The organism is Janthinobacterium sp. 1_2014MBL_MicDiv (assembly GCF_001865675.1).
In the GTDB taxonomy this organism is placed as follows: Bacteria; Pseudomonadota; Gammaproteobacteria; order Burkholderiales; family Burkholderiaceae_D; genus Janthinobacterium.
In genome coordinates this window covers 1,789,835-1,814,490 of the sequence record NZ_CP011319.1, presented here as the reverse complement: position 1 = coordinate 1,814,490, position 24,656 = coordinate 1,789,835, and the positions used below count along the sequence as shown (strand labels likewise).

General features: G+C 64.1%; 22 protein-coding genes and 1 tRNA gene. 11 read left to right on the top strand and 12 right to left on the bottom strand.

Translation table 11 applies throughout. From position 1 onward, the window contains the following. The first annotated feature begins 55 nt into the window (after positions 1–55). From YQ44_RS08130 to YQ44_RS08120, 3 genes are read left to right on the top strand one after another with little or no spacing between them, the layout of a single operon-like run. Positions 56–865, top strand: a complete 810-nt coding sequence (locus YQ44_RS08130; RefSeq protein WP_071322941.1) for a methionine ABC transporter ATP-binding protein — start codon at positions 56–58, stop codon at positions 863–865. Next, complete coding sequence (locus YQ44_RS08125) at positions 858–1,532, top strand: methionine ABC transporter permease (protein ID WP_071322940.1); 675 nt, start codon at positions 858–860, stop codon at positions 1,530–1,532. The genes YQ44_RS08130 and YQ44_RS08125 overlap by 8 nt, the downstream gene beginning before the upstream one ends. A 24-nt stretch (positions 1,533–1,556) precedes the next feature. Beyond that, the gene (locus YQ44_RS08120) at positions 1,557–2,384 is read left to right on the top strand and encodes a MetQ/NlpA family ABC transporter substrate-binding protein (protein WP_071322939.1); all 828 of its coding nucleotides are present in this window, start codon (positions 1,557–1,559) and stop codon (positions 2,382–2,384) included. 213 nt (positions 2,385–2,597) lie between these two features. Here YQ44_RS08120 and YQ44_RS08115 read toward each other — a convergent pair whose 3' ends face one another. Beyond that, positions 2,598–3,215 carry an OmpW/AlkL family protein gene (locus YQ44_RS08115; RefSeq protein ID WP_071322938.1) on the bottom strand — a complete coding sequence of 206 codons (618 nt, stop codon included), beginning with the start codon at positions 3,213–3,215 and terminating at the stop codon, positions 2,598–2,600. A 156-nt stretch (positions 3,216–3,371) separates the two neighbouring features. Next, positions 3,372–4,268 carry a LysR family transcriptional regulator gene (locus YQ44_RS08110; protein WP_071322937.1) on the bottom strand — a complete coding sequence of 299 codons (897 nt, stop codon included), beginning with the start codon at positions 4,266–4,268 and terminating at the stop codon, positions 3,372–3,374. 261 nt (positions 4,269–4,529) lie between these two features. On the opposite strand from YQ44_RS08110, the gene fur reads away from it, so the two are divergent. The 7 genes from fur to YQ44_RS08075 all read left to right on the top strand — a co-directional run bounded on the left by fur (position 4,530) and on the right by YQ44_RS08075 (position 9,272). Next, a complete protein-coding gene (gene fur, locus YQ44_RS08105) occupies positions 4,530–4,970 on the top strand; it encodes a ferric iron uptake transcriptional regulator (protein WP_035820181.1) in 441 nt (146 codons plus the stop codon). A gap of 74 nt (positions 4,971–5,044) precedes the next feature. Continuing rightward, the gene (locus YQ44_RS08100) at positions 5,045–5,407 is read left to right on the top strand and encodes a MerR family transcriptional regulator (protein ID WP_071322936.1); all 363 of its coding nucleotides are present in this window, start codon (positions 5,045–5,047) and stop codon (positions 5,405–5,407) included. Positions 5,408–5,491: 84 nt separating this feature from the next. Then, positions 5,492–6,082, top strand: a complete 591-nt coding sequence (locus tag YQ44_RS08095; protein ID WP_071322935.1) for an NAD(P)H-dependent oxidoreductase — start codon at positions 5,492–5,494, stop codon at positions 6,080–6,082. Positions 6,083–6,326: 244 nt separating this feature from the next. Then, entirely contained in the window at positions 6,327–7,475 is a 1,149-nt protein-coding gene (locus YQ44_RS08090) for a SpoIIE family protein phosphatase (protein ID WP_232251301.1), read from the top strand. 74 nt (positions 7,476–7,549) lie between these two features. Next, a complete protein-coding gene (locus tag YQ44_RS08085; RefSeq protein WP_071322933.1) occupies positions 7,550–8,107 on the top strand; it encodes a SiaB family protein kinase in 558 nt (185 codons plus the stop codon). 22 nt (positions 8,108–8,129) lie between these two features. Then, a complete protein-coding gene (locus YQ44_RS08080; RefSeq protein WP_071322932.1) occupies positions 8,130–8,528 on the top strand; it encodes a DUF1987 domain-containing protein in 399 nt (132 codons plus the stop codon). A 15-nt stretch (positions 8,529–8,543) separates the two neighbouring features. Beyond that, positions 8,544–9,272, top strand: a complete 729-nt coding sequence (locus YQ44_RS08075; RefSeq protein WP_232251141.1) for a GGDEF domain-containing protein — start codon at positions 8,544–8,546, stop codon at positions 9,270–9,272. 10 nt (positions 9,273–9,282) lie between these two features. Here YQ44_RS08075 and YQ44_RS08070 read toward each other — a convergent pair whose 3' ends face one another. The 9 genes from YQ44_RS08070 to YQ44_RS08025 all read right to left on the bottom strand — a co-directional run bounded on the left by YQ44_RS08070 (position 9,283) and on the right by YQ44_RS08025 (position 22,013). Continuing rightward, entirely contained in the window at positions 9,283–10,005 is a 723-nt protein-coding gene (locus tag YQ44_RS08070; RefSeq protein WP_232251139.1) for a substrate-binding periplasmic protein, read from the bottom strand. Between the two features lie 155 nt (positions 10,006–10,160). Continuing rightward, a tRNA-Sec gene (locus YQ44_RS08065) sits at positions 10,161–10,256 on the bottom strand. A 12-nt stretch (positions 10,257–10,268) separates the two neighbouring features. After that, on the bottom strand, positions 10,269–12,218 hold the full coding sequence (gene selB / locus YQ44_RS08060) for a selenocysteine-specific translation elongation factor (protein WP_071322929.1): 1,950 nt from the start codon (positions 12,216–12,218) through the stop codon (positions 10,269–10,271). After that, positions 12,215–13,624, bottom strand: a complete 1,410-nt coding sequence (selA, locus tag YQ44_RS08055; protein ID WP_071322928.1) for an L-seryl-tRNA(Sec) selenium transferase — start codon at positions 13,622–13,624, stop codon at positions 12,215–12,217. The genes selB and selA overlap by 4 nt, the downstream gene beginning before the upstream one ends. Further along, positions 13,624–14,661: a formate dehydrogenase accessory protein FdhE gene (gene fdhE, locus YQ44_RS08050; protein ID WP_071322927.1), complete on the bottom strand. Its 1,038-nt coding sequence runs from the start codon at positions 14,659–14,661 to the stop codon at positions 13,624–13,626. The genes selA and fdhE overlap by 1 nt, the downstream gene beginning before the upstream one ends. Before the next feature lie 140 nt (positions 14,662–14,801). Beyond that, a complete protein-coding gene (locus tag YQ44_RS08045; RefSeq protein ID WP_232251131.1) occupies positions 14,802–15,485 on the bottom strand; it encodes a formate dehydrogenase subunit gamma in 684 nt (227 codons plus the stop codon). Further along, positions 15,472–16,395: a formate dehydrogenase subunit beta gene (gene fdxH / locus YQ44_RS08040; RefSeq protein ID WP_071322926.1), complete on the bottom strand. Its 924-nt coding sequence runs from the start codon at positions 16,393–16,395 to the stop codon at positions 15,472–15,474. Before fdxH ends, YQ44_RS08045 begins: the two co-directional genes overlap by 14 nt. Positions 16,396–16,408: 13 nt before the next feature. Next, positions 16,409–19,480: a formate dehydrogenase-N subunit alpha gene (fdnG, locus tag YQ44_RS08035; protein WP_156894734.1), complete on the bottom strand. Its 3,072-nt coding sequence runs from the start codon at positions 19,478–19,480 to the stop codon at positions 16,409–16,411. Between the two features lie 382 nt (positions 19,481–19,862). Further along, a complete protein-coding gene (locus YQ44_RS08025) occupies positions 19,863–22,013 on the bottom strand; it encodes a TonB-dependent receptor (protein WP_071322924.1) in 2,151 nt (716 codons plus the stop codon). 381 nt (positions 22,014–22,394) lie between these two features. On the opposite strand from YQ44_RS08025, the gene YQ44_RS08020 reads away from it, so the two are divergent. Beyond that, positions 22,395–24,098, top strand: coding sequence for a methyl-accepting chemotaxis protein (locus YQ44_RS08020; protein WP_071322923.1), 1,704 nt, complete (start codon positions 22,395–22,397; stop codon positions 24,096–24,098). Between the two features lie 75 nt (positions 24,099–24,173). On the opposite strand, the gene YQ44_RS08015 is transcribed toward YQ44_RS08020, so the two are convergent. Further along, a complete protein-coding gene (locus tag YQ44_RS08015) occupies positions 24,174–24,641 on the bottom strand; it encodes a hypothetical protein (protein WP_156894733.1) in 468 nt (155 codons plus the stop codon). Positions 24,642–24,656: the final 15 nt, after the last annotated feature.

Genomic DNA, 24,656 nt, shown 5'->3' with positions numbered 1-24,656 from the left:
CCCGATCCGGCCCCGTTACCCGCCTGTCACGGTCCAATAAAAAAGGAAACACTGCATGACCACACCACACCGTACGCCGGTGATTCGCATCGATGGCGCGAACAAGACCTTCGCGCTGCCCAAGGGCGAACAATTCCACGCGGTCAAATCGGTCACGCTGGAAGTCTATCCCGGTGATATTTTCGGCCTGATCGGCAAGAGCGGCGCCGGCAAATCGACCTTGCTGCGCCTGATTAACCTGCTCGAGCGTCCCGACAGCGGCACCATCACCGTGGCCGGCCGCGAATTGACGAGCCTGAGCAAGAGCGACTTGCGCGACGCGCGCCAGAACATCGGCATGATTTTCCAGCAGTTCAACCTGCTGCAAAACGCCAGCGTCTTCGACAACGTCGCCTTCCCCCTGAAAATCCATGGCACGGCCAAGGGCGAGCAGATCGCCGCCAGGGTCGAGGAATGCCTGGCGCTGGTGGGCCTGTCCGACAAGCTGCACAGCTATCCGGCGCAACTGTCGGGCGGGCAGAAACAGCGCGTGGCGATTGCCCGCGCGCTGGCCAGCCACCCGGACGTGCTGCTGTGCGACGAGCCGACGTCCGCGCTCGACGCGGAAACCACGCGCGCCCTGCTCGACACCCTGCGCGACATCAATGCGCGCTTGAAAGTGACCATCGTCATCGTCAGCCATGAGCTGTCGGTGCTGGGCGCCATCTGCAACCGCGTCGCCGTCGTGGAAAACGGCGCCATCGCGGAACAGTTCGACCTGAGCGACACGGCCACGCCGCGCAAGACGGCGCTGGGACGCGAGCTGGCTTACTACGGCACCGAGGCCTTTGAAGCCACCGCATGGAAGGATGCAACACATGTTTGAAGAATCGATCAATAACGTCATCAACCTGCTGCCGGAAATCTGGGTGGCGCTGGGCCAGACCATGACCATGCTGGGCATCGGTCTTACCGCCGCCATCCTGATCGGCGGCCCGCTGGGCATTTTGCTGTTCCTCGTCTCGGAAGGCCAGTCGCTGGAAAACCGCCCGCTGTCGATGATCCTCGGCTGGCTGGTGAATACCGTGCGCAGCTTCCCGTTCATCATTTTGCTGGTGGCCCTGACGCCGTTTACGCGCATCATCGCCGGCACCTCGATCGGCCCGCTGGCCGCCGCCGTGCCGCTGTCGTTCGCCGCCATACCCTACCTGGCGCGCCTGGTGGAACAGAACCTGCGCGAAGTGCCGCGCGGCGTGATCGAGGCGGCGCACGCCATGGGCGCCTCGGAAATGCAGATCATCTTCCGCGTGCTGCTGGTGGAAGCGCGCTCCGGCCTGGTGCTGGCCCTGACCGTGCTGTCGATCAGCTTCCTGTCCTATTCGGCCGTGGCCGGCGTGGTAGGCGGCGGCGGCATCGGCGACCTGGCCATCCGCTACGGCTACTACCGCTTCGAGACGGACATCATGGTCGTCACCGTGGCCATCCTGATCGTGCTGGTGCAGATCATCCAGCTGGCCGGCACGCGCATCGCCAAGCGCCTCGACAAACGTTAATTCATATTCAGAACAAGGACATACATGAACCATCTTCGCCGCAACCTGCTGCTGGCCGCCGCCAGCCTGGCCTTCGCCACCGCCGCCCACGCCAAGGACCCGAAGGAACTCGTCATCGGCACCAGCTCCGGCCCGTACTCGGACCAGCTGAAGCTGGGCATCAAGCCGATCCTGGAAAAACAGGGCTACAAGGTCAAGATCGTGGAATTCAACGACTACGTGCAGCCGAACTACGCGCTGGCCGAAGGCTCGCTGGACGCCAACGTGTTCCAGCACATCGTCTACCTGACCAAGTTCGCCACCGATAACAAGCTGCCGCTGAGCCCATTGATCACCGTGCCGACGACGCCGATCGCGCTGTACAGCAGCAAGCACAAGTCGCTGGCGGAAGTCAAGAACGGCGCCACCATCACCATGCCGAACGACCCGACCAACCAGGCGCGCGCGCTGGTGGTGCTGGCCAAGATGGGCTGGATTAAGCTGAAACCGAACGTCGACCCGCTGCGCGCTTCCGAGCGCGACGTGCTGGAAAACCCGAAGAAGCTGAAACTGGTGCCGCTGGAAGCGGCGCAGCTGCCGCGTTCGCTGGCGGACGCCGATTTCGCCTTCGTCAACGGCAACTTTGCCCTGGCCGCCGGCATGAAGCTGACCACCGCCCTGGCCGTGGAAAAGATCTCGGACAGCTACATCAACCTGGTGGCGATCCGCACGGCCGACAAGGGCAAGCCGTGGGTGAAGGACCTGGAAGCGGCCTACCGCTCGCGCGCCTTCCTCGACGCGACGAATAAATACCTGGCCGGCTACGAAAAGACGGATTACCAGCTGGCGCTGGAAAAGACACTGAAAAAATAAAGCGCAAGCAAGGCGCTGCACGCAAAAAGACGGCCAGGTTCACACCTGGCCGTCTTTTTTTGCCCGCGCTGCACGGGCATCTTCAATACTTGCCACGCCTGACAAAACCGACGCGAGCGGCAGTCACTGTGCTTGAGAAGCGCAACTGTACGAAGGCACAGCGAGCATCGCAGACCGCAGATGACGACGCGCAGCAGGTTTTGCTCGGTGTTCCTAGAAGCGGTAGCCGACGCCGACGCCGATCAGCAGCGGATCGACCTTGACTTCGCTGGCCTTGGCGCCGCCGATGAAGACGTCGCTGCGGATCTGCACTTTCTTGATGTCGAAGTTCAGCGACCAGTTTTTATCGAGCTTGTAGTCGACGCCCGCTTGCAGCGAGAAACCCCAGCTGTCGTGCTCGAGGCGGCCGGCGCCGTTCAGCAATTTCACGTCGGAAATATTCGTGTAGTTCACGCCCGCCCCCACATAAGGGCTGAACTGTTTTTCCGGCATGAAGTGGTATTGCAGCGACAGCGTCGGCGGCAGGTGCTTGAAGGTGCCGATCTTGTTGCCGTCGAGCTTGACGTCATGCTTTTGCGGGTAAGTCAGGATCAGCTCGGCAGCGATGTTGGGGGTGAAGAAATACGAAATATCGATTTCCGGAATCGTCTTGCTGCTGACATGCAAACGGTCGGATGCGCCGACGCCGCCGATAGGAGCAGATTTGTCGGCCGGGTCGATATGCACGGCGCGCGCACGGACCAGCCAAGGGCCTTCCTGTGCCATGGCGTTGCCGGCGACTGCGCCGATGGCGGCCAAAACGATTGCTGCTGCGGTTGCGGACTTTTTCATTATAGTTCCCTCTGTCGTTAAGTAACGCTGTGAAGTCTAAGAGTGCAGTGCAACAAAAACTTTGATCCACATCAAATAGTGCTGGATGGCATCAACAGACGGAATTTTTCCTTTTCCCAGGTCAAAAATTGCGGCATTGCAGCGCGCTACCGCTCCTTAGCGCACGCCGTCAAACAGGCCGGCCACCCAGTCGGCGAACACGCGCACGCGCGGCGACAGCTGGCGGTGGTGCGGATACATCACGGACACGGGCAGCGGGTCGGGCCGCATGGACGCCAGCACTTCCACCAGCGCTCCCGCCGCCAGCGCCTGCGCCAGGTGGTACCGGGGCGCCTGGATCAGGCCCATGCCGGCGCGGCAGCAGGCGTGGTAGGCGTCGGCATTGTTGACGGACACCGTGCCCGGCAGGCTCACGCTGTGCAGCTGGCCGCCCGCCCGGAAATCGAAGGGCCAGGTCTTGCCCGTCTGGGCGGAAAAGAAATTCACTGCGCGATGGTGCGCCAGGTCCGCCAGGGTGTGCGGCGTGCCGTGCGCGGCCAGGTAGGCAGGGCTGGCGCACGTCACTTGCTCGAGCAGCGCCACGCGACGCGCCACCATCGACGAATCGCTCAGTTCGCCCACGCGCAGCACGCAATCGACGCCTTCGCGCACGAGGTCGACGAGGCGGTCGCCCATGCCGATTTCCATTTCGATCAGCGGATAGCGGGCGCAGAACTGGTCGAGCACGGGCATGACGAAATGCAGGGCCAGGGTCGCGTGCAGGTCGATGCGCAGCTTGCCGGCCGGCTGCTGCGCCGCCGAGGAAAAGACGGCTTCCGTTTCCTCGAGGTCGGCCAGCAGGCGCACGCAGCGCTGGTAATACGCGTCGCCGTCGGGCGTGGGCGTTACCTGCCGCGTGGTACGCTGCAGCAGGCGCACGCGCAGCCGCGCTTCGAGCTGCTTGATCGCATGCGTGACGGTGGCTTTCGGATAGCCGAGGTCATGCGCCGCCTGCGTAAAACTGCGCAGTTCGACGATACGCGTGAAAATGCGCATCGCATCAAATCGGTCCATGCCTACTCCATTGTTATTTCGTGCTGCACAGTGTAGCGATATCGGCGTCATTTTTCCATCGCAAGCCATGACGCGGAGCGGCACGGTGCGTGGAACGCAAGCCAGCCTTGCGCCGATGTCACTGGTCTGCCGCCGGGCCAGACAGCATAATATTTCTACCTCGCACAATACAAATGAGAATAGTAATGATTATCATTTGCGATATAATGCAAAATCATACATAGGCGCACGCCAAGGCGATCACAAAAAGGAATGGGAGACATGGATATATTGAGGGAACTGCGTGAATCGGGCTTGAAAGTAACCATCCCCCGCTTGCGGATTCTGCAGCTGTTTCAAGAAGGCACGATCAAGCACCTGAGTGCGGACGATGTCTACAAACTCTTGCTGGCGGAAAAAATCGACGTGGGCCTGGCCACCATCTACCGCGTGCTGATGCAGTTTGCCGAAGCGGGCATTTTGTTCCGCCGCCACTTCGAATCGGGTCACGCCGTCTTCGAATTGAACGAAGGCCAGCACCACGACCACCTGGTCTGCACCGGTTGCGGCAAGGTCGATGAATTCGTCGACGAAGGCATCGAACTGCGCCAGAACGAGATCGCCGCCGAGCGCGGCTTCGTGCTGCATGAACACGCGCTGTCGCTGTACGGCACCTGCGCCGAGTGCACGGCGAAGAAAGTCCCGCCGCGCAAGCCATCCTGAGGCAACGCGCAGCGTAGCGCCTGGCGCACCGCCTGCGCTACACTGCGTGCGCCGCAGCTCGACAAAGGACAAACATGTACATCGGAGAAATCGCCCGCCTGGCGGGCACCTCGCCCAAGGCCTTGCGCCACTATGAAGCGCTGGGCTTGCTGGGCGACGTGCGCCGCTCGGGCGCCTACCGCGTCTACACGCAGCAGGACCTGGCGCAAGTCAGGCTGATACGCCAGGCGCAGGCGCTGGGCTTCCGCCTGGCCGAACTGCTGCCCATCCTGGCCGGCGACGACACCGACTGGGCCGCCCTGTCGCAGCACATCGCCGCCAAGCGCGCGCAAGTGCGGCAGGATATCGCCCGCCTGCGCCAGCTCGACGCGCAACTGGGCGACATCGACGCGGAAATCCACGATTGCCTGGCGCGCCAGCGCCAGCAGGCTGCCTGAACGCTCAAGCATGACTGCCGCTTGACTCTGCCACTAGGGGCAGGCTTTAGCATGCAGGCTCCTCTCGTTTAGAAAGCCCGCAGCATGAGCACGATTGCACCCAAGCGCATATTAATCATCCTCGGCCACCCGTCCAGCGACAGTTTCTGCGCCGCCCTGGCCGACGCCTACGCCGCCACGGCGCGCGACGCCGGCCATACCGTGCGCGAACTGCGCCTGGGCCAGCTGGACTTCGATCCCGTCCTGCATGAAGGCTATCGCCAGGTGCAGCCGCTGGAAGCGGACTTGCTGGCCGCGCAGGAAGCCATCACCTGGGCCGGACACCTGGTGTTTGCCTACCCGATCTGGTGGGGCGGCGCGCCGGCCCTGCTGAAGGGCTTCATCGACCGCGTCTTCCTGCCCGGCTACGCCTTCAAGTACCGCCCCGGCAAGGCCTTTCCGGCGCAGCTGCTGCTGGGTCGCACGGCGCAGCTGCTGGTGACGATGGACACGCCGCCCTGGTATTTCCGCTGGGTCTACCGCATGCCCGGCATCCACCAGCTGCGCAAGACGACGCTGGAGTTTTGCGGCATCAAGCCCGTCAGCGTGGCCAGCTTCGGCCCCATCCTCAATTCCACCGATGCGCAGCGCGCACGCTGGCTGGAACAGGCCCGCAGCCTCGCCCGGCGCGCCTGAATCCGTGGGCGGCGCTTGCCATGCAGCCATCTTAGATACGGTTTTGACAAGCCGAGTAATCAAGCCGTCACAATCGAAGGCTACCATGATGATATTGCCTGTTTGTCAGTCGCCTTGCCGTTGCGACAAGCCAGGTCCGATCGTCATCTAAAGGTAGCCGCCTGTGGAGTTCAACGCTTCTCGATTGCATCTTCCCCGTTATCGGACGTCCGTGGCGTTTGATCTGTGCATTCCCACGGAATCCGTGCAGGCCGACGCCAGCAATTTCGCCGTGCTCGAGCTGTTCACGGAGCGGCGCGACATGATGAGCCTGCCCGTCACGGAACAGCAGCGCCCCATCGGCTTGATCAGCCGCAATATCTTCATGTCGCAGATGTCCAAGCCTTTTTACCACGAGGTGTACGGCAAGAAGAGCTGCATCGCCTTCATGGACAAGGAGCCGCTGATCGTCGACGGCGCCATGAGCATCGAGGACCTCACCTTCCGCGCCGTGGAAGCGGGCGAAAAGGCGCTGGCCGACGGTTTCATCATCACCGCGGACGGCGCGCTGGCCGGCGTGGGCTTCGGCTTGCAGCTGATGAACGTGGTGGCCACCATGCAGGCGGAAAAAAACCGCCAGATCATGCACAGCATCGACTACGCCAGCGTGATCCAGCGCGCGCTGCTGCGCACCTCCGATGCGGAATTGCGCGCCACCCTGCCCGACGCGCACCTGGAATGGCAGCCGCGCGATGTGGTCGGCGGCGACTTCTACTTTTTCGAGCGCCATGCGGGCGGCTGGTTCGCCGCCATCGCCGACTGCACGGGCCACGGCGTGCCCGGCGCCTTCATGACCCTGATCGCCTCGTCTGCCCTGAGCCAGGCCCTGCGCGAGCTGGGGCCGCACGATCCGGCCGCCCTGATCGGCGCCGTCAGCCGCGCCATCAAGACCCTGCTGGGCCAGGATGGCGCCAGCACCAGCCATCACGCCGGCTCGAACGACGGCATGGATTGCGCCTTCCTCTGCTACGACGACGCCAGCGCCAGCCTGCGGTTCGCGGGCGCGAAACTGGCGCTGCACGTGGTCGCGCCCGGCGAGGACAGCGTGCGCGCCATCGACGGCGCGCGCATGGGCGTCGGCTATGTCGACACGCCGGCCGGCTACTGCTGGCACAACGAGACGCTGGACGCGCCGGCGGGCAGCCTGCTGTTCATCACCACCGACGGCCTGCTCGACCAGATCGGCGGCGCGCGCGACATCGCCTACGGCAAGCGGCGCATGCGCGAGCTGCTGCTGGCGCAAGGCACCGCGCCGGCCGGCGACGTGGCCGCGGCCCTGCTGCAGGACAGCGCCGCGTGGCAGGGAGAGCAGCCGCGCCGCGACGACCTGACCTTTTTCTGTTTCCGCCTGTAGCTTGACCTATCCATCGATGTCCCCCACCGCCCATCCACAAGAAACCGGGTCACCGGCTAGCCAGGAGCACTGACGTGCTGTACGAAGAATTCAACGAGTTTTGGGATGTGGCGCGCAAGCGCAACATCATCTTTTTTTACGTGGGCTATTTCTCGCAGCACGTGGTCAGCGCCATTTCCGAGACCATCAAGGCGCGCCTCGATACGGCCGGCGCGGCCGGTCCCACGCGGCGGCGCATCTTTTCCTCGTTCATCGAGATGTCGCAAAACATCATGCACTATTCGGCCGACAGCCTGACGCCCGATGCGCAGCTGGACCAGCAGATGCGGCGCGGCTCGTTCTGCATCGGCACGCGCGGCGACAGCTTCTTCCTCCTGTGCGCCAATCCCGTCTCGACGGACAACGTGGCGCAGATCCGCGCCCGCCTGGAGCCACTGCACACGATGACGATGGAAGAAATCCGCCTGGCCTACAAGAAGGCGCTGCGCGAGGAGACGCCCGCCGACAGCAAGGGCGCGGGCCTGGGCTTCCTCACCATGGCGCGCGACGCCAGCGAGCCGCTGGAATTCGAATTCGTCCAGGACCCGCAGGAACCGGGCCACACCATCTTCTGCATCAAAGCCATCATTTGAAAGAGCCGACTCAGGAAAGCATATGCAATTACCGTCACCACTGTTCATCGCCGCGACCCCGAGTTCGCCCGAAATCGACTTCCGTTTCGAGCAGCACAGCCTGTCGATCAAGGGCGAGTCGTATCCGGAAAATGCGGCCGCCTTCTATGGCCCGCTGATCGCCGCCGTGCGCGCCTACCTGGAAGGCTGCCGCGACGCCAGCATTACCGTGAATGTCTCGCTGGCCTACTTCAACAGCTCCAGCACGAAGATGCTGTTTACCCTGTTCGACACCCTGAACCAGGCGGCCGTGGACGGCAACCAGGTACGCCTGAACTGGTACCACGACGAGGACGACGACACCATCCTGGAATTCGGCCAGGAGCTGCAGCAGGATTTCACGGCGCTGGACTTCCGCGACCATCCCGTGCAGGGCAGCTAGGGCATGCGCGCGACCATGTCCGAGGCCGAACTGGAGCCCGACCTGTTCACGGTGGAGGCGGCAGCGCTGGCCGCCGCGCGCCGCATGCACGCCGATGCCGGCGCCTCGGGCGCGGAACAGCGGCGCGTGCTCGGCGAACTGATTGTCCACTACGAACGGCTGATGCGCGAGACGCGGCGCCTGATCGGCCGCAGCGACCGCGCCGAACGCGACATGCACCTGCTGAACCGCCAGCTGCAAACCCTGGCCGGCCAGCTCGAATACCGCGCCACGCACGACCCGCTAACGGGCGCCCTGAACCGCGGCGCCGTGATCGATCACGCTTCGCGCTGCCTGGCGCAGGGCGACATGGCCCTGATCGTGCTCGATATCGACCTGTTCAAGCAGGTCAACGACGATTTCGGCCACCCGGCCGGCGATGGCGTGATCCAGGCCGTGGTCGACTGCCTGAAGGGACTATTGGGAGAGGAAACGGCCATCGGCCGCGTCGGCGGCGAAGAGTTTTCCGTCGTCTGGCCCACCACCTCGCGCGACGAAGCGGCAAAGGTGGCCCAGCGCATCTGCGACACGGTCGGCCGCCAGCGCCACGCGGCACCCATCACGCGCGCCATCACCGTCAGCGTGGGCCTGAGCTGGAACCGCGCCGGCACGGCCTTCGAGACGGCCTACAGCCATGCCGACCAGGCCCTGTACCAGGCCAAGCGCGAAGGGCGCAACTGCGTGCGCCAGTGGCTGGAAAGCTGAGGCCGGGACCTTAACGGACTTGTTCGCGCGCCATGCTGCCGTCGCGGCGCATGGCGGCGGCGGCCCGCTGCATGGCGGCCGCCTGCGCCTCGGGCAGCAGCTTGTTGCAGGCCAGGTAAGTCTGCACGCGGTTGAACGTCAGCAGCGGCACCACCTTGCCTTCCCATTCCTTGCCGAGAAAGGGCTTGCTGCCCACCGCCATGCCGACTGCCCACAGGTCGATACGCCCCAGCAGCAGCTTTTGCGGATTGAGCCACTCCTGCGTCACGGGCGCCACGCTCAGGCCGCGCTGGCGCAGATAATCGTCGCGCGCGTCGCCCAGCACCGTGCCGATGACCAGGCCGCGCGCGTCATCGAGCGTGCGCAGCGTCAAATGCCGCTCGGCCAGGCCATACAGCACCCACTCCGCTTCGTTGAGCGGCCCGATCCAGCGAAACCGCGCTTCGCGCTCCTGCGTGCGCGTGGTGGAAAATATGCAGGTATCGGTTTCGCGCAGCGCCTGCGCATACGCGCGTTTCCACGGCAGCAATTCGATGCTGTAGGCGATGCCGGCGCGCGCCATGATCTCGCGCACCTTGACCGTTTCGCGTCCCACCACGGTATTGCCTTCCATCATGCTCGACGGCGGCAAATGCTCACCGACGATGCGCACGCCGCGCACATCCGCTGCCCCGGCTGCGGCCGGCGCCAGCAGCAGCGCGGCCAGCAGCCATGCCATCCCTCGTTGTTTCATGCTTGCCTTCATCTGCCACAGGGTATCCGCATCCCTGCCTTCGGCACGATGTTACCATCGGCCCCGTCAGCCATCGATGAATGTTGCCTTTTACGCCATAATTTTTACGCAACGTGGCAAGCGGCCAACGCGGGAGAGATAGATGGGGGGATAACTGGCGGAAAACAGTAGGAGTCGAACCTACGGGAGAACGTCTGACGCCCTCCACCGGGTTTGAAGCCCGGCCACATCACCGGATGAGTGTGCTTTCCGCGGTGCCTGAGCTAGCCGTTGGGCAAGGTGTAGGACCACAGCGCTTGCGGGCGCAATAGATGCCCATTGCCAACACGCCGAGTATAACCGACGCGGTCAAAAAATTCCAAGACCTGGATCGCCCGCTTGCGGCCCAGGCCGCTGGCGTCGCGGAAGGCGGCAGCGCCTACCGCGCCGGAACCGGGCGGCAAGCCCGCTTCCTCTTCCGCCTTGCGCGCCAGTTCCCCCACCAGCTGCGCCAGTTCGGCCAGCGCGGCCGGGTGGTAGAACAGGTCGTGCACCACCTGGCTGATTTGCCCTGCCTTGGCCAGTTTGCGCAACAGCCGGCGCGCCTCATCCTCGGCCAGGCTGAAGTCGCGCGCCAGGTCGCGCGTCCACGGCGGCTCGAAGCGGCCCTGCAGCAGGGCCGCCAGCATCGGCTCGGCCACCGCCTGCTCCTGCGGTGTCAGTTCCACGCTGTGCGTCGGCAGATGCAGGCTGGCGCCGCGCGCCTGCACCTCGCCACGCGCCAGCAAGCCCTCGACCAGGTGGCTCCACAGCGCATCTTCCATCTCGGCGTCGACGATGCGCTTCAGGCGCCACAGTTCCGGCCCCGCCTCGTCGGGGGCGCGCGCATGGAACGCGGCCAGCGCGGCCAGCACGCGCTGCTCCAGCGCCGCCAAGGCCGCCGGCGCCAGCAGCAAGGCGTCGCCGGCGCGCAAGGCGATGCGCCGCGTGTCGGACGGCAGAGCGATGGCCGCCGCCGGCAGCAAGGACAGGCGCACCAGCAGCGACTCGCGCAAGCCCACAGGGCTTTGCGCCAGCAAGGCCGCGTAATCGCCGTGCGCGACAAAGGCGGCCAGCGCATCGAGCCAGGCCAGTCGCGCCGGGCTACGCCGCTTGCGCGCGGGGCCGAACGGGTCGAGCACCATGCCGCCGCCCACCGTCTGCGTGGCTTGCGCATTGCGCACGACGAAACGGTCGCCCGGCACGCCGTGCATCGGCGCGTCGAACACCAGTTGTACCCTGCCCGTCTGCCCTGGCGACAGGGTCTCGCCATCGAGCATGACGGCGCGCGCCAGCTGGTGCGCCGCGCCCAGGTGCACGTGCAGCGGCGACCAGGCTTTCAAGTGCACGCCGGCGTCGGGCAGCAGGGTCAATTCCACGTCGAGGCGTTCGGAGCACTGCGCCAGCTCGGGCGCGACGATCCAGTTGCCGCGTTCGATGCGTTCGCGGGCGATGCCGGCCAGGTTCAGCGCCAGGCGCTGGCCCGCCATGCCCGTCTCAGCGGCGCGGTTTTGCGCATGGATGCTGCGCACGCGCGCCTCGACGCCGCCCGGCGCCAGTTGCAAGGTGTCGCCCACGCTGGCCATGCCCGCCAGCGCCGTGCCTGTGACGACGGTGCCCTGCCCCGACAGGGTAAACACGCGGTCCACGCCGAGGCGGAACAGGCGCCGCTCGTCGCGCCGCGGCAGGCTGCGCGCCACCTGCGCCAGGTGCGCCAGCAGGGCGGCCACGCCGGGATCGTTGTCCACGCTGGCGGCGGTGGGGAAGATGGGGCTGCCGGCCAGCGGCGTGCCTTGCAGCAGCGCCTCGATGTCCGCCTCCACCTGCGCCACGCGGGCCGCGTCGGCGCGGTCGATCTTGGTCAGCGCCACGGCGCCGCGCGTCACGCCCAGCAGCCGCAAAATCGCCAGGTGCTCGTGCGTCTGCGGCATGACGCCATCGTCGGCCGCCACCACCAGCAGGGCGAAGTCGATGCCCGTCACGCCGGAGGCCATGGTGCGGATGAATTTTTCGTGGCCCGGCACGTCGATCACGCCCAGCACCGTGCCATCGGCCAGCGGCAGGTAGGCGTAACCGAGTTCTATCGAGATGCCGCGCGCCTGCTCTTCCTTCAGGCGGTCCGTGTGCACGCCCGTGAGCGCGCGCGTGAGGGTCGTCTTGCCATGGTCGATATGGCCTGCCGTGCCGACGATCATGTGGCCAGCGCGTCGAGCTGCGCGATGAATGCCGTCTCGTGCGCCGCTTCCAGGCAACGCAAATCGAGCCACAGGGTATCCTGGCCGATGCGGCCGATCACGGGCCGCGGCAAGGCGCGCAAGCGCTGCTCCAGCACGCCCAGCGGGTTGCTCAGGCGCGAGCCGGGCGCGCTGCGGATGGCCAGGCCAAAACTGGGCAGCTGGTCGACGGGCAAGGCGCCGCTGCCGATCTGGCTGCTCATCGCTTCGGCCGTGACGGCGTAGGAAGTGCCTAAGGCGCGCTGCAGCAGCGGCAGCACTTCCTCGGCCTGCTCGCGCATGGCGGCGGCCGGTCGCGTCAGCAGGCGCAAGGTGGTCAGGCGTTCGGCCAGCAAGTCCGGCGCGCGGTACAGCTGCAGCACGGGCGCCAGCGCGGCCAGGGTCAGTTTGCCCACGCGCAGCGCGCGCTTCAGCGGGTTGCGCTTGATTTTCGCGATCAGGTCGGCGCGGCCGACGATCACGCCGCACTGCGGGCCACCCAGCAATTTATCGCCGCTGAAGGTCACCAGGTCGGCGCCCGCCTCTATCGTTTCGCGCACCGTCGTTTCATGCGGCAAGCCGTATTGCGCCAGGTCGACCAGCGTGCCGCTGCCCAGGTCCACGGCCGTGGGAATGGCGTGCTGCGCCGCCAGCGGCACCAGCGCATCGAGTTCCACGCTTTTCGTGAAGCCCGTGATCGCGTAATTGCTGCAATGGACCTTCATCAGCAGCGCCGTCTGTTCGTTCACGCCATGCGCGTAATCGGCCAGGTGGGTGCGGTTGGTGCTGCCCACTTCGCGCAGCACGGCGCCGGCGCGCGTCATCACGTCGGGAATGCGGAAGGCGCCGCCGATTTCCACCAGCTCGCCGCGCGACACCACCACTTCCTTGCCCTGCGCCAAGGTATTCAGCATCAACAGCACGGCGGCCGCGTTGTTGTTGACGATGGTGGCCGCTTCGGCACCCGTCAGTTCGCGCAGCAATTCCTCGACCAGGTCGTCGCGGTCGCCCCGCTTGCCCGTCTCCAGGTCGAATTCCAGGTTCATCGGCCATTGCAGCGCTTCCACCACGGCTTGCACGGCCGCGTCGGGCAACAGCGCCCGCCCCAGGTTGGTATGCAGCACCGTGCCTGTCAGGTTGAAGACGGCGCGCAGCTGCGGGCGCGATTGCGCCTGCAGGCGCTGTCCGAGCAGGGCGACGATGGCGTCCAGCGAGGTATCCTCGTCGCCACCTGCGCCAGCCAGCATGGCCGCGCGCAGCTCGGCCAGCACGCCGCGGGCGCACGCCACGGTTTGCACGCGGCCGTATTCGGCGATCAGGACCTGGCAAGCCGCATCGCCGAGGATGCGGTCCACCGACGGCAGGCGCACGGTCTGCTCCGTCTTCATCAAGCTTCGCCTTTGCCAAGCCACAGCAGCGGATTGCCGCTGGCGCGCTGGTAGCCGGCTTCGCCCACCAGCAGGTCGAGCATCAGGCTGGCCAGGTCGTCGGCCAGGGGCTCGACGTTGTAATCGTGTTCCTGGTTGAAGACCTTGCGGTAGGTATGGCAATCCTCGCAGGTTTCCGCGCGCGCCACTTTTTTCGGATCGTTGGCCTTGTTGGGCAATTTGTCGTCCTTCGCCGTCACCGGGTCGAACGGCGCCGCGTCGGCCGCGTCCAGGCCCTGGTAGGCGATCTTGCCATTCTGTTCGCACGTCGAGCACTTCACGCGCACCATATGCCATTCGCTTTCGCAGATGCCGCAGTGCAGGTAGCGGTAGCCTTGCGACTGGCCGCCGATGCGGATCACGCTGGCGACAGGGTGCGAACCGCAGACGGGGCACAGGGTGCCCGTTTCCAGATCCGGCACGCGCGTGGCGCGCAGCTGGCTGGCCGACGTCGACCACAGCACCTGCAGGGCGGCGGCGACAAACGGCGCGTGCATGGGGTTCAGATGATCGCCGTTCTCGTCGAGCACGGCGTCGGCGCAGGCATCGAGCGCCGCTTCATCGAGCGCGCGCAGCTGCGCCAGCACCTGGGTCAGGCCACCGGACAGGGCCGGCTGGCTAGCTGCCGTGACGGCCAGCTCGTCGAGCAGGCTGGCAAAGATGTCGCGCCAGACCGGTGGGCGGGCGCCGTTGACAGGCAGTACCGGCATGCGGTGGGCGATGGCGCGGCGCAGCACCTCGGCGTCGGCCACGGGCACGGCGCCGGGCGCCAGTTTGGCGACCACGGCGGCCTGCGCATCGGCCAGCGCGGCCATCAGCACCAGGTAGCCCTGCATGCCCGCGTCGACGGGGATGCCCTTGATCTTGCCCTGCGCCAGTTCGCGCAAGCGCAAGGCGCGCGCCGTAAACAGGCTGTCCGGCTGCGGCAGCAGCAGGCGCGGAATCGCGTTATGGTCCAGGCCTTCGATTTCGCCTGGCTGGAGTATGCGTTGTACCAATGGAGTTTCCCCATCAAAAAAAGCAAAGCACAGCCAGCGGAGTTGGCCATGCTGTAAAAGTATTTTAAACCAGAAAGAGAAAGGGGCCGATCCTGTGGGACCGGCCCCGGCTCTTGCAGCTGGGCGGCACTTACGACAGCTTAATCCTTGCTGTCGCGGATCACCGCTTCAAACCACTTCGGATGGTGCTTGCGCGCCCAGCCGTAGGTGACGGTGCCGCGCACCATGGCGCCGATCGAGCCCTTGACCCACAGGGCCGCGTAAATGTGCACGATGATGGCGCAGATGATGCCGAACGCGCACACGGCATGCAGCAAGGCGGCCGCGCGGATGACGGGAATCGGGAAATAGAACGCGAAATACGCGCGCCAGATCACGATGCCCGACAACAGCAGGCCCAGCATGCATGCCAGCAGCGCGAAGAACAGCATCTTCTGGCCGGCATTGTATTTGCCGATCTTCGGGAGCTTTTCCTCGCGGTTGTTGAGCACATCGTCCATCTGTTTCAGCCACTGTTTGTCGCCGTCCTCGAACTTGTTGTGGTGCCAGAAGCGCACCACGAGGATCGCGAACGAGACAAACATCACGAGGCCGGCAAACGGATGCAAAATGCGCGTCCATTGGCCGCCGCCGAACAGGTTGGCCAGCCACGCCATCGACGGATGGAACATGGCCAGGCCGGACAGGGCCAGCATGACGAAGGTAATGGCGGTCACCCAGTGATTCGTGCGCTCGTTGGGGTTGTAGCGCTGGATCAGCGGATTGCCATCCTTGTCGTACAGCTTGCCATTGTGCAGTTCACTGTGCTGTTCATGATGATTCATGCTGCCCCTCCTTGATGCGCTTGGCCTCGTCCAGGGCTTCGCGCTCTTCATCCTTGCTCACTTCGTTCGGACCGACACGCGTGTAGTGGAACAGGCCGGCCAGCGCCGTGGCCGCCATACCGGCCACGGCCAATGGCTTGGCCCAGCCCTTCCAGAAGCCCACCATCAGGCTGATGCTCGGCTTGTCGGGCAGGTTCGAGTACAGGCGCGGCTTGTCGGCATGGTGCAGCACGTACATCACGTGCGTGCCGCCCACGCCCAGCGGATCGTACAGGCCCGCGTTCTCGAAACCGCGCGATTTCAGGTCGACGATGCGCTCTTCCGCATGCACCTTCATGTCTTCCTTGGTACCGAAGACGATGGCGCCCGTCGGACAGGTCTTCACGCAGGCCGGTTCCTGGCCCACGGCGACGCGGTCCGAACAGAGCGTGCACTTGTAGGCGCGGTCGTCCTTCTTCGAAATGCGCGGCACGTCGAAGGGACAGCCGGCCACGCAGTAGCCGCAGCCGATGCAGTTTTCCTGGTGGAAATCGACGATGCCGTTCGTGTATTGCACGATGGCGCCCGGCGCCGGGCAGGCCTTCAGGCAGCCCGGGTCCTCGCAGTGCATGCAGCCATCCTTGCGGATCAGCCACTCGAGGTTGCCGTCATTGCTTTCGTGTTCGGCAAAACGCATCACCGTCCACGATTGCGGCGTCAGGTCCGTCGGGTTGTCGTAGGTGCCATGGTTTTCGCCGACCTCGTCACGCAGGTCGTTCCATTCCATGCACGCCGTCTGGCAAGCCTTGCAGCCGATGCATTTCGATACATCGATCAGCTTGGCCACGGTGCCCGTCACCGGGCTGCGCGCTTGCGGCGGCGTCACCGTGGTGGCGGACAGGCGCCGGATATCTAAGGATTGCAGTGCCATTATCGATCTCCCATCATGCTTTTTCCACCTTCACGAGGAAGGACTTGAATTCCGGTGTCTGCGAATTCGCATCCCCCACGCCCGGTGTCAGGGAGTTGATCAGATACCCCGGCTTGGCCACCCCGGTGAAGCCCCAGTGCAGCGGCAGGCCCACGGTATGCACCTGCTTGCCTTCGATCTTCAAGGCCTTGATGCGCTTGGTGACGACGGCCTTGGCGATGATGTGGCCCCGTTTGGAACTGACCCTGACCTTGCCGCCGGCCACCACGCCGATGCTGGCCGCCAGCTCTTCGCCGATTTCAACGAATTGCTCCGGCTGGATGATGGCGTTCAACCGTGCATGCTTGGTCCAGTAATGGAAATGCTCGGTCAGGCGGTAGCTGGTGGCCACATGCGGGTATTCCTCATGCGTGCCGAACAGCTTGCGGTCATCGGCAAACACGCGCGCACCCGGATTGCTGGTCGCCTGCGGGTTTTTCGGATGCATGGGGTTGTAGCCGAGCGGATTTTCAAACGGCTCGTAATGCTCGGGGAACGGCCCTTCGGCCATGGCGCCGCGCGCAAAGAAGCGCGCCACCCCCTCGCCCAGCATGATGAACGGCCCCATGCCGTTTTCCGGCGGTTCGTCGACCTTGAAGTCGGGAATATCGGCGCCCGTCCAGTTCGTGCCGTTCCATTCGATGAGCTTGCGGGTCGGATCGAAAGGCTTGCCCTTCAAGTCGCACGAGGCGCGGTTGTACAGCACGCGGCGGTTGGCCGGCCATGCCCAGGCCCAGCCCAGGGTCTGGCCGATGCCGGTCGGGTCGCTGTTGTCGCGGCGGCCCATCTGGTTGCCCGCCTGCGTCCAGCTGCCGGCGAAGATCCAGCAACCGCTGGTGGTCGTGCCATCATCGCGCAATTGCGCGAACGAGGCCAGCTGTTCACCCTTTTTCACCAGCAGCTTGGTCGGATCCTTGGGATCGTACAGGTCGGCCAGCGCCTTGCCGTTGAATTCACGGGCGATCTCTTCCGGCTGCGGATTATGCGGCTGCGCATAGTTCCACGTCAGGTTGAGAATCGGATCGGGGAACTTGCCGCCCTCTTTCTGGTACATGGTACGCATGCGCAGGAACAGGCACGACATGATCTCGAGGTCGCTGCGCGCCTGGCCCGGCGGTTCGGCCGCTTGCCAGTGCCACTGCAGCACGCGCGAGGAACTGACCAGTGAACCGCGCTCTTCGGCGAAGCAGCTGGTCGGCAGGCGGAACACTTCCGTCATGATCTTGGTCGGATCGACTTCGTGGAACTCGCCATGCGGACGCCAGAATTCGCCCGTTTCCACGGCCAGCGGGTCCATCACGACGAGGAACTTCAGCTTCGACAACGCTTCCGTGACCTTTTGCTTGTTCGGCGCGGACGCGATGACGTTGAAGCCCTGGCAGATATAGCCCGTCATCTTGCCTTGGTGCATGTTCTCGATCGCTTGCATCAAGTCATACGGCTTGTCCAGCTTGGGCAGGTAGTCGAACGCATAATTGTTTTCGGCCGTGGCGAAATCGCCCCACCACGTCTTCATGAAGCTGACGTGGAACTTGCGGTAGTTGCTCCAGTAGCTGAGCTGGTTCGGCCGCAGCGGCTTGGTGGCGCGCGCGGCGATGTAGGCGTCGAAGTCCTGCTCGCCCTCGTTCGGCAGGGTCATGTAGCCCGGCAACAGGTTCGACATCAGGCCCAGGTCGGTCAGACCCTGGATGTTCGAGTGGCCGCGCAAGGCGTTCATGCCGCCGCCGGCGATGCCCATATTGCCCAGCAACAGCTGCACCATGGCGCCCGTGCGGATGGTTTGCGCGCCCGTCGAGTGGTGCGTCCAGCCCAGTGCGTACAGGATGGTACCGGCGCGTCCCGGCACGGCCGTCGAGGCCAGCGCCTCGGCCACCTTGTGGAACTTGTCGGGCGACACGCCGCACGTACGCTCGACCATCTCGGTCGTGTAGCGCGCGTAGTGCTTCTTCATCATCTGGTAGACGCAGCGCGGGTGCTCCATGGTCGGGTCGACCTTGGCATAGCCATCGTCGCCGATCTCGTAATCCCAGGTGCTCTTGTTGGTGTACTTGCCTTTTTCCTTGTCGAAACCCGAGAACAGGCCGTCCTCGAACGCATAGTCTTCGCGCACGATGAAGGGCATGTCCGTGTAGTTGCGCACGTACTCATGCTGGATCTTGTCGTTCGTCAGCAGATAATTGATGATCGCGCCGAGGAAGACGATGTCCGTGCCGGTCCGCGTGGCGCAGTAGTAATCTGCCACGGATGCGGTGCGGGTAAAACGCGGATCGACAACGATCAGCTTGGCCTTGTTATGCGCCTTCGCTTCCGTTACCCATTTGAATCCGCAAGGATGTGCTTCTGCTGCATTGCCGCCCATGACCAAAATCACATCGGCATTCTTGATATCGACCCAATGATTCGTCATCGCGCCACGGCCAAACGTCGGGGCAAGACCTGCCACCGTCGGTCCGTGTCATACACGCGCCTGATTATCGAAGGTCAGCATCCCCATGCTGCGCACTGTCTTGTGGGTCAGATACCCCACCTCGTTGCTGCCGGCGGACGCGGCCAGCATGCCGGTGGAGAGCCAGCGGTTGACGGTCTTGCCGTCGGCATTCTTTTCGATCAGGTTGGCGTCGCGATCGTCCTTCATCAGGCGCGCGATCTTGTCGAGCGCCACATCCCAGGAAATCGGTTGCCATTCCGTGCCACCGGGTGCGCGGTATTCCGGCACTTTCAGGCGGTTCGGACTGTGGATGAAGTCGACCAGGCTGGCGCCTTTCGGGCACAGGGTGCCGCGGTTCACCGGGTGATCGGCATCGCCTTCCACGTGGATGATGCTGGAAACGGCGTTTTTCGCGCCATCGCCCAGGCCATACAGCAGCACGCCGCAGCCTACGGAGCAGTAAGGACAGGTATTGCGGGTCTCGGTCGTGCGAGCCAGCTTGTATTGCCTTACCTCGGCCAACGCCTGTCCCGGTGCGAAACCGAGCAAGGCGAGGCTGGAGCCAGCAATCGTGGCGCCTGTCACCCGAAGGAACTGGCGCCTGGATATCTGAACCATATCAGACCTCTATGATGTGAGTAAATAAAAAGTCATACAACGTCATGGCGGTGTCATATCGATAAGCTATAAGCACCATGCCTGTGCCATATGAGGCGTATTTTACCCCTCAAACACGGACAAGGAAGAGTTCGCCGGAAAAAGTTTCATATAGTCAACATTAATTTATCAGTACCGAACAGTACTTCTAAATGGCATCGCCAGCCCGCAGGGCCAGTGTGCGCGCTAATTGGCCGGCAGGCAACAGCGCCGTCGGCCATGGCGAGCATGGCCCCCACTTGCATCTCGCTAGCCTGGGCCAGGAAATCCTCTCCAGCGACGGCAGCCATAAAAAAACCCGCTCGCGAGCGGGTTTTTGGTGCAGCGGCAAGTGCGGCGTGAATTACAGGCTGTAGCGCAAGGTCAGCGCCACGTTGCGCGGCGCGCCCGGCAGGCTCAGGTTCGGGCTGGAACCGTGGCCGGAAACGATGTAGCGCGTGTCGCCGATATTGTTGACGTTCAGCTGTACTTCATAGCGGCCCGTGCGGTACGCGGCCATGGCGTCGGCCGTCACGTAGCCGGGCAAGACCACCGTGTTGCCCGGATTGGCGAAACGGCTGCCGACGGCATTCGCGCCGCCGCCCACCGTAAAGCCGTGGCCCAGGTCTTTCGTCAGCCACAGGTTGGCAGTATTGCGTGCCGTCAAGGTGGCGCGCTTGCCCTTGATGGCAACGGAACTGGCCGTCGTCGTGCCCGGCGCATTCACGCTGCGGTCGACGGCGATGGAATCGGTGATGGTGGCGTCAAGATAGGCGTAGCCGGCCATCATTTTCCAGCCATCGTGCAGATCCGCGTTGAAGGTCAGCTCCAGGCCGTCCGTGCGCTGCGTACCGACAGGCACGATGCGGTTCGTGATCGGGTCGCTGGTCTTGATGTTGTCGCGCTCCAGGCGGAACAGCGACACGGTGGCGTTGGCGCGGCCGCCCCACAGGTCGTACTTGGCGCCCACTTCCGTATTGCGCGTCGTTTCCGGCGCCAGGTCGGCATTGTTGGCGGCCAGGGCGAAGTTCTCGCCGCTCGGCTGGAACGAGCGGCTCCACGACGCGTAATACGATTGTGCGGCGCTCGGTTGCCAGACGAGGCCGGCGCGGGGGCTGTAGGCCGAATCCGTGCGCGACAGGTTCGCCGTCGTCACGCCGGCCGCATTGGCCAGGCGCGACTGCTGCTTGTAGCTGTCGTAGCGCAGGCCGGCCAGCGCCTTCCATTCGTCGCTGAAGCTGATGGCGTCCTGCACGTAGGCGGCGGCCGTGTCATAGGTGCCGAAAGTATCGCCGCGCACGCCCAGCTTGCTGCGGTCGACGACGGGCAGGACGGGATGGAAGATCGACACATTCGTCGCCACCACGGTCGAGGCCCAGCTCGACGCATCCTTGTTTTGCTTGCCGAACTCGGCGCCGTACAGCACTTCATGGCGCAAGGTGCCCGTGACCAGCTTTTGCGTCAGTTCCGTCTGGTTGAACCAGCCGCTCTCGTCGCGGTTCAGCTTGGCATGGCCGAGGCTCATCGTGCCCTTGACTTCATTGACGTTGCCGGAAATATTCGTGTTGTTGCGGTCCAGGTGGTAATCGTAGTAACGGAAGGCATTGCGCAGCGACAAGGTGTCGCTGAACTTGTGCGTCAGGGTGGCGGCCGTGGATACCACGCGCGACTGGCTGAAGTCGGCATCGCGGGCATTGGCGGCGCCGTAGTAAGTGCGCGCATCGACGGCCACGGGGCGACCCTGGTAAGACGGGATGCCGAAGTCCGTCAGGCGGCGGTCTTCCAGGTATTCGCCCTGCAGCAGCAATTTGGTGGCGCCCGACAGGCGGATCGCCACCGATGGCGCCAGCGCCGTGCGGTTGATGAATTGCTGGTCGCGATAACTGTCGGACAATTCGCGCGCGCCCGTGAAACGCCAGTCCACCGTCTCGCCCACCCGGCCGACGTCGACTTCGCCGCGACGGCCCGCCGTGTTGGTCAGGCTCAGCGCCACGTCCGTGATATCCACGCCCGGCTTCTTGGTGATGCGGTTCACCAGGCCACCCGAGGAGCCACGGCCGTACAGCACGGCGGCCGGTCCCTTGATCACTTCCAGCCGTTCCACGTTCGACAGGTCGCGGAAATACAGCGCATCGTCGCGGAAGCCGTCGACGAACTGGTCGCCGATGGCCGTGAAGCCGCGGATGAATACCTGGTCGCGCTGGCCGTCGCCCGTGGACAGGCCCACGCCGGGGATGTTTTTCATGATGTCCTGGATCGACATCGCGTGCTGGTCCTTGATGACGGCGGCAGGCACCACGTTGATCGTCTGCGGCACGTCGCGCAGGGCCATTTCCGTCTTGGTGCCGCTGGCGGAGCTGGCGGCGACATAGCCATCCTTGTCCTTCGATGCCGTGACGGTCACGGCGGGCAAGCTTTCCTGCGCCCAGCTGGCCAGTGGGCTGGCGCCCAAGGTCAGGGCGCCCAGTACGGCGATGGTGATCGGTTTGAATCCTGGCTTGCGCTGTTGCTGCATACAATTCCCTGGTCGATGTTTTAATACGAATGATTATCATTAGTATTTTATCAGTGCGCCCGGTGAAAAGTAAGGCTTACTGTAAGTGATAGTACTTATAGTCAGGCGACTTGATGTAAAAATGCAACAGGAAATCAATAGCAAAAAACAATTAAAATTGCTTTGAAAAACTATTTCCGTGCGTCAATGCTATACTTGCGCCTTGCTGGTTAGCGGCATCCCAAGCCGCCACACCCCTTGCTTTACCTCCATCGCCGCGCCCAGCGCGGCGCGCCGCGATGCAATCTGCGGCACCCGAAGACCCCGATCCCCTGCGCCTTGCGGCGCCTGTCCGCCCCTGCTGGCGGCGGCGATCATGACTATTAAACTGTTAGGAATTACATGAAAAACCTGAACATCGGCAGCCGCCTTGGCGTCGGCTTTGCTGTCGTATTGCTGTTGCTGGCCGCCTTGACCGTCACCGCCCTCGTGCGCATGCAAACGGCCAGCGACCTGACCTACCGTCTCATCAATACCAGCATCAAGAACCAGCGCATGGTGGCCGAATGGTCGAAAATCATCGAACTCAACAGCGTACGCGGCGTGGCCTCGTTCGAGATCACCGATCCCGTCGTGCGCGCCAAAATCGAGGAAGACCTGAAGGTCGATGCCGAGCGTTCCAGCAAGCTGCAGGACGACATCGTCGCTTCGCTGCTCAACCCTGGCGTGATCGAACAGTTCAAGGTCGTGCGCAAGGTGCGCACCGACTACGTGACGACGCGCGCACGCGCCTTCAAGATGAAGGCCGACGGCGATGTGGCAGGCGCCAAGCAAGTGTTCGACAAGGAAGTCGCGCCGATCACCGTGGCCTACCTGGCCGAAGTGAAGCGCTTTGCCAACATGCAGATCAAGGCCGCCGACGGCGTCGGCGCCAGCATCATCGATGCCTACAGCGGCACCCGCATCTTCCTGATCACCATGGGCGTGCTGGCCGTGCTGATGGGCATCGGCTTCGCCTGGTGGATCACGCGTTCGATCACCGGCCCCATCCGCGCCGCCGTGAAAGTGGCGGAAACCGTGGCAGCAGGCGACCTCAGCAGCGTCATCACGGCACAGGGCCGCGATGAAACAGGCCAGCTGATGCACGCCCTGAAAACCATGAACGACAGCCTCGTGGGCATCGTCGGCCAGGTGCGCAGCGGCACCGACACCATCGCCACGGCATCCAGCGAAATCGCGGCCGGCAACCAGGACTTGTCGTCGCGCACGGAGCAGCAAGCCAGCTCGCTGGAAGAGACGGCGTCGTCGATGGAAGAGCTGACCAGTACCGTGAAGCAGAACGCCGACAATGCGCGCCAGGCAAATAAACTGGCTGGCGACGCGGCCGGCATCGCCAGCCGTGGCGGCGCCGTCGTGGCTGAAGTGGTGGCCACCATGAGCGAGATCAATACGTCGTCGAAGAAAATCGTCGACATTATCTCGGTGATTGACGGCATCGCCTTCCAGACCAACATCCTGGCCTTGAACGCGGCCGTGGAAGCGGCGCGCGCCGGCGAGCAGGGCCGTGGCTTTGCCGTCGTCGCCACCGAGGTGCGCAACCTGGCACAGCGCTCGGCGGCAGCGGCGAAAGAGATCAAGGGCTTGATCGACGATTCCGTGCAAAAGGTCGACGTGGGCACGGACCTGGTCGACAAGGCGGGCAAGACGATGGAAGAGATCGTGCAAAGCATCGGCTTCGTCACCTCCATCATGAGCGAGATCAGCAATGCCAGCGAAGAACAAAGCGCGGGCATCGAGCAAGTCAACCAGGCCATTTCCGAAATGGACCAGGTGACCCAGCAAAATGCGGCCCTCGTGGAAGAAGCGTCGGCAGCGGCCGAGGCGATGCAGGAGCAGGCGAGCGAACTGGCGCAAGTGGTCAGCGTGTTCCGCCTCGATGCGAACGCGGCGACGAGCGAGCGTTTCGGCGCGAAACCGGCGCAGCGCAGCGTCCCGGCGCCGGCGGCGCCCGCCCGCAAGGCCAGCGCCCCTGCCCTGCGCCTGCCGGTGCTGCGCAAGAGCGCCAAGGCAACGGCGCCTGCCGAAGGCGAGTGGGAAGAGTTCTAAGCAGTAAGTATCAGATGGAATAGGCGTGGCAGCCGCTGCCACGCCGGATACCAGCCTGACCCAGCTCAGCTCAGCTCAGCTCAACCGGGCCTGGGCATCCGTCATCAGCGTGGCCAGCTCACGCGGCACGGATTGCTCGAGAAACGCCAGCGCCAGCGCATCCGGATCAATGGCGGCGTCCAGCGGCAAGCCATGCTCGAAGCCGCCCACCATGTAGCGGCAGAAATGCGGCGATTCGGCCCGCGTTTCCACATACCAGCAGCCGGCATGGCCTTGCACGAAGTATTCGCCGATAAAATAGCCGAGCATGGTTTTCACCCATTGCCAGCTTTCGTCGCGGATGACGATGCTGCGCATGGCCGCATCGATATACGGCAGGTATTCGGCCGCGTTCGTCAACACTTCGTGCGCCGGCTGGATGCCCAGGCGCTCGACGAAATTGACCAGCGACGCGCCCAGCGCGTCATAATAGGCGTCGAAACCCGCCTGGCTTTGTTGCAACTGTTGTTCTTGTTCGTACGACAGCATCAATACTCCATCCATTCAAAAATCCCCGCC

Bases quoted from the DNA above. Each gene is read 5' to 3' on its own strand.
- YQ44_RS08070 (WP_232251139.1), bottom strand. From the start codon at position 10,005: ATGAAACAACGAGGGATGGCATGGCTGCTGGCCGCGCTGCTGCTGGCG.
- selB (WP_071322929.1), bottom strand. From the start codon at position 12,218: ATGATCGTCGGCACGGCAGGCCATATCGACCATGGCAAGACGACCCTC.
- YQ44_RS08125 (WP_071322940.1), top strand. From the start codon at position 858: ATGTTTGAAGAATCGATCAATAACGTCATCAACCTGCTGCCGGAAATC.
- YQ44_RS08025 (WP_071322924.1), bottom strand. From the start codon at position 22,013: ATGCAGCAACAGCGCAAGCCAGGATTCAAACCGATCACCATCGCCGTA.
- YQ44_RS08080 (WP_071322932.1), top strand. From the start codon at position 8,130: ATGCAATTACCGTCACCACTGTTCATCGCCGCGACCCCGAGTTCGCCC.
- fdxH (WP_071322926.1), bottom strand. From the start codon at position 16,395: ATGGCACTGCAATCCTTAGATATCCGGCGCCTGTCCGCCACCACGGTG.
- YQ44_RS08015 (WP_156894733.1), bottom strand. From the start codon at position 24,641: ATGGATGGAGTATTGATGCTGTCGTACGAACAAGAACAACAGTTGCAA.
- YQ44_RS08115 (WP_071322938.1), bottom strand. From the start codon at position 3,215: ATGAAAAAGTCCGCAACCGCAGCAGCAATCGTTTTGGCCGCCATCGGC.
- YQ44_RS08110 (WP_071322937.1), bottom strand. From the start codon at position 4,268: ATGGACCGATTTGATGCGATGCGCATTTTCACGCGTATCGTCGAACTG.
- YQ44_RS08045 (WP_232251131.1), bottom strand. From the start codon at position 15,485: ATGAATCATCATGAACAGCACAGTGAACTGCACAATGGCAAGCTGTAC.
- YQ44_RS08120 (WP_071322939.1), top strand. From the start codon at position 1,557: ATGAACCATCTTCGCCGCAACCTGCTGCTGGCCGCCGCCAGCCTGGCC.
- YQ44_RS08130 (WP_071322941.1), top strand. From the start codon at position 56: ATGACCACACCACACCGTACGCCGGTGATTCGCATCGATGGCGCGAAC.
- YQ44_RS08020 (WP_071322923.1), top strand. From the start codon at position 22,395: ATGAAAAACCTGAACATCGGCAGCCGCCTTGGCGTCGGCTTTGCTGTC.
- YQ44_RS08100 (WP_071322936.1), top strand. From the start codon at position 5,045: ATGTACATCGGAGAAATCGCCCGCCTGGCGGGCACCTCGCCCAAGGCC.
- YQ44_RS08095 (WP_071322935.1), top strand. From the start codon at position 5,492: ATGAGCACGATTGCACCCAAGCGCATATTAATCATCCTCGGCCACCCG.
- fur (WP_035820181.1), top strand. From the start codon at position 4,530: ATGGATATATTGAGGGAACTGCGTGAATCGGGCTTGAAAGTAACCATC.
- selA (WP_071322928.1), bottom strand. From the start codon at position 13,624: ATGAAGACGGAGCAGACCGTGCGCCTGCCGTCGGTGGACCGCATCCTC.
- YQ44_RS08075 (WP_232251141.1), top strand. From the start codon at position 8,544: ATGTCCGAGGCCGAACTGGAGCCCGACCTGTTCACGGTGGAGGCGGCA.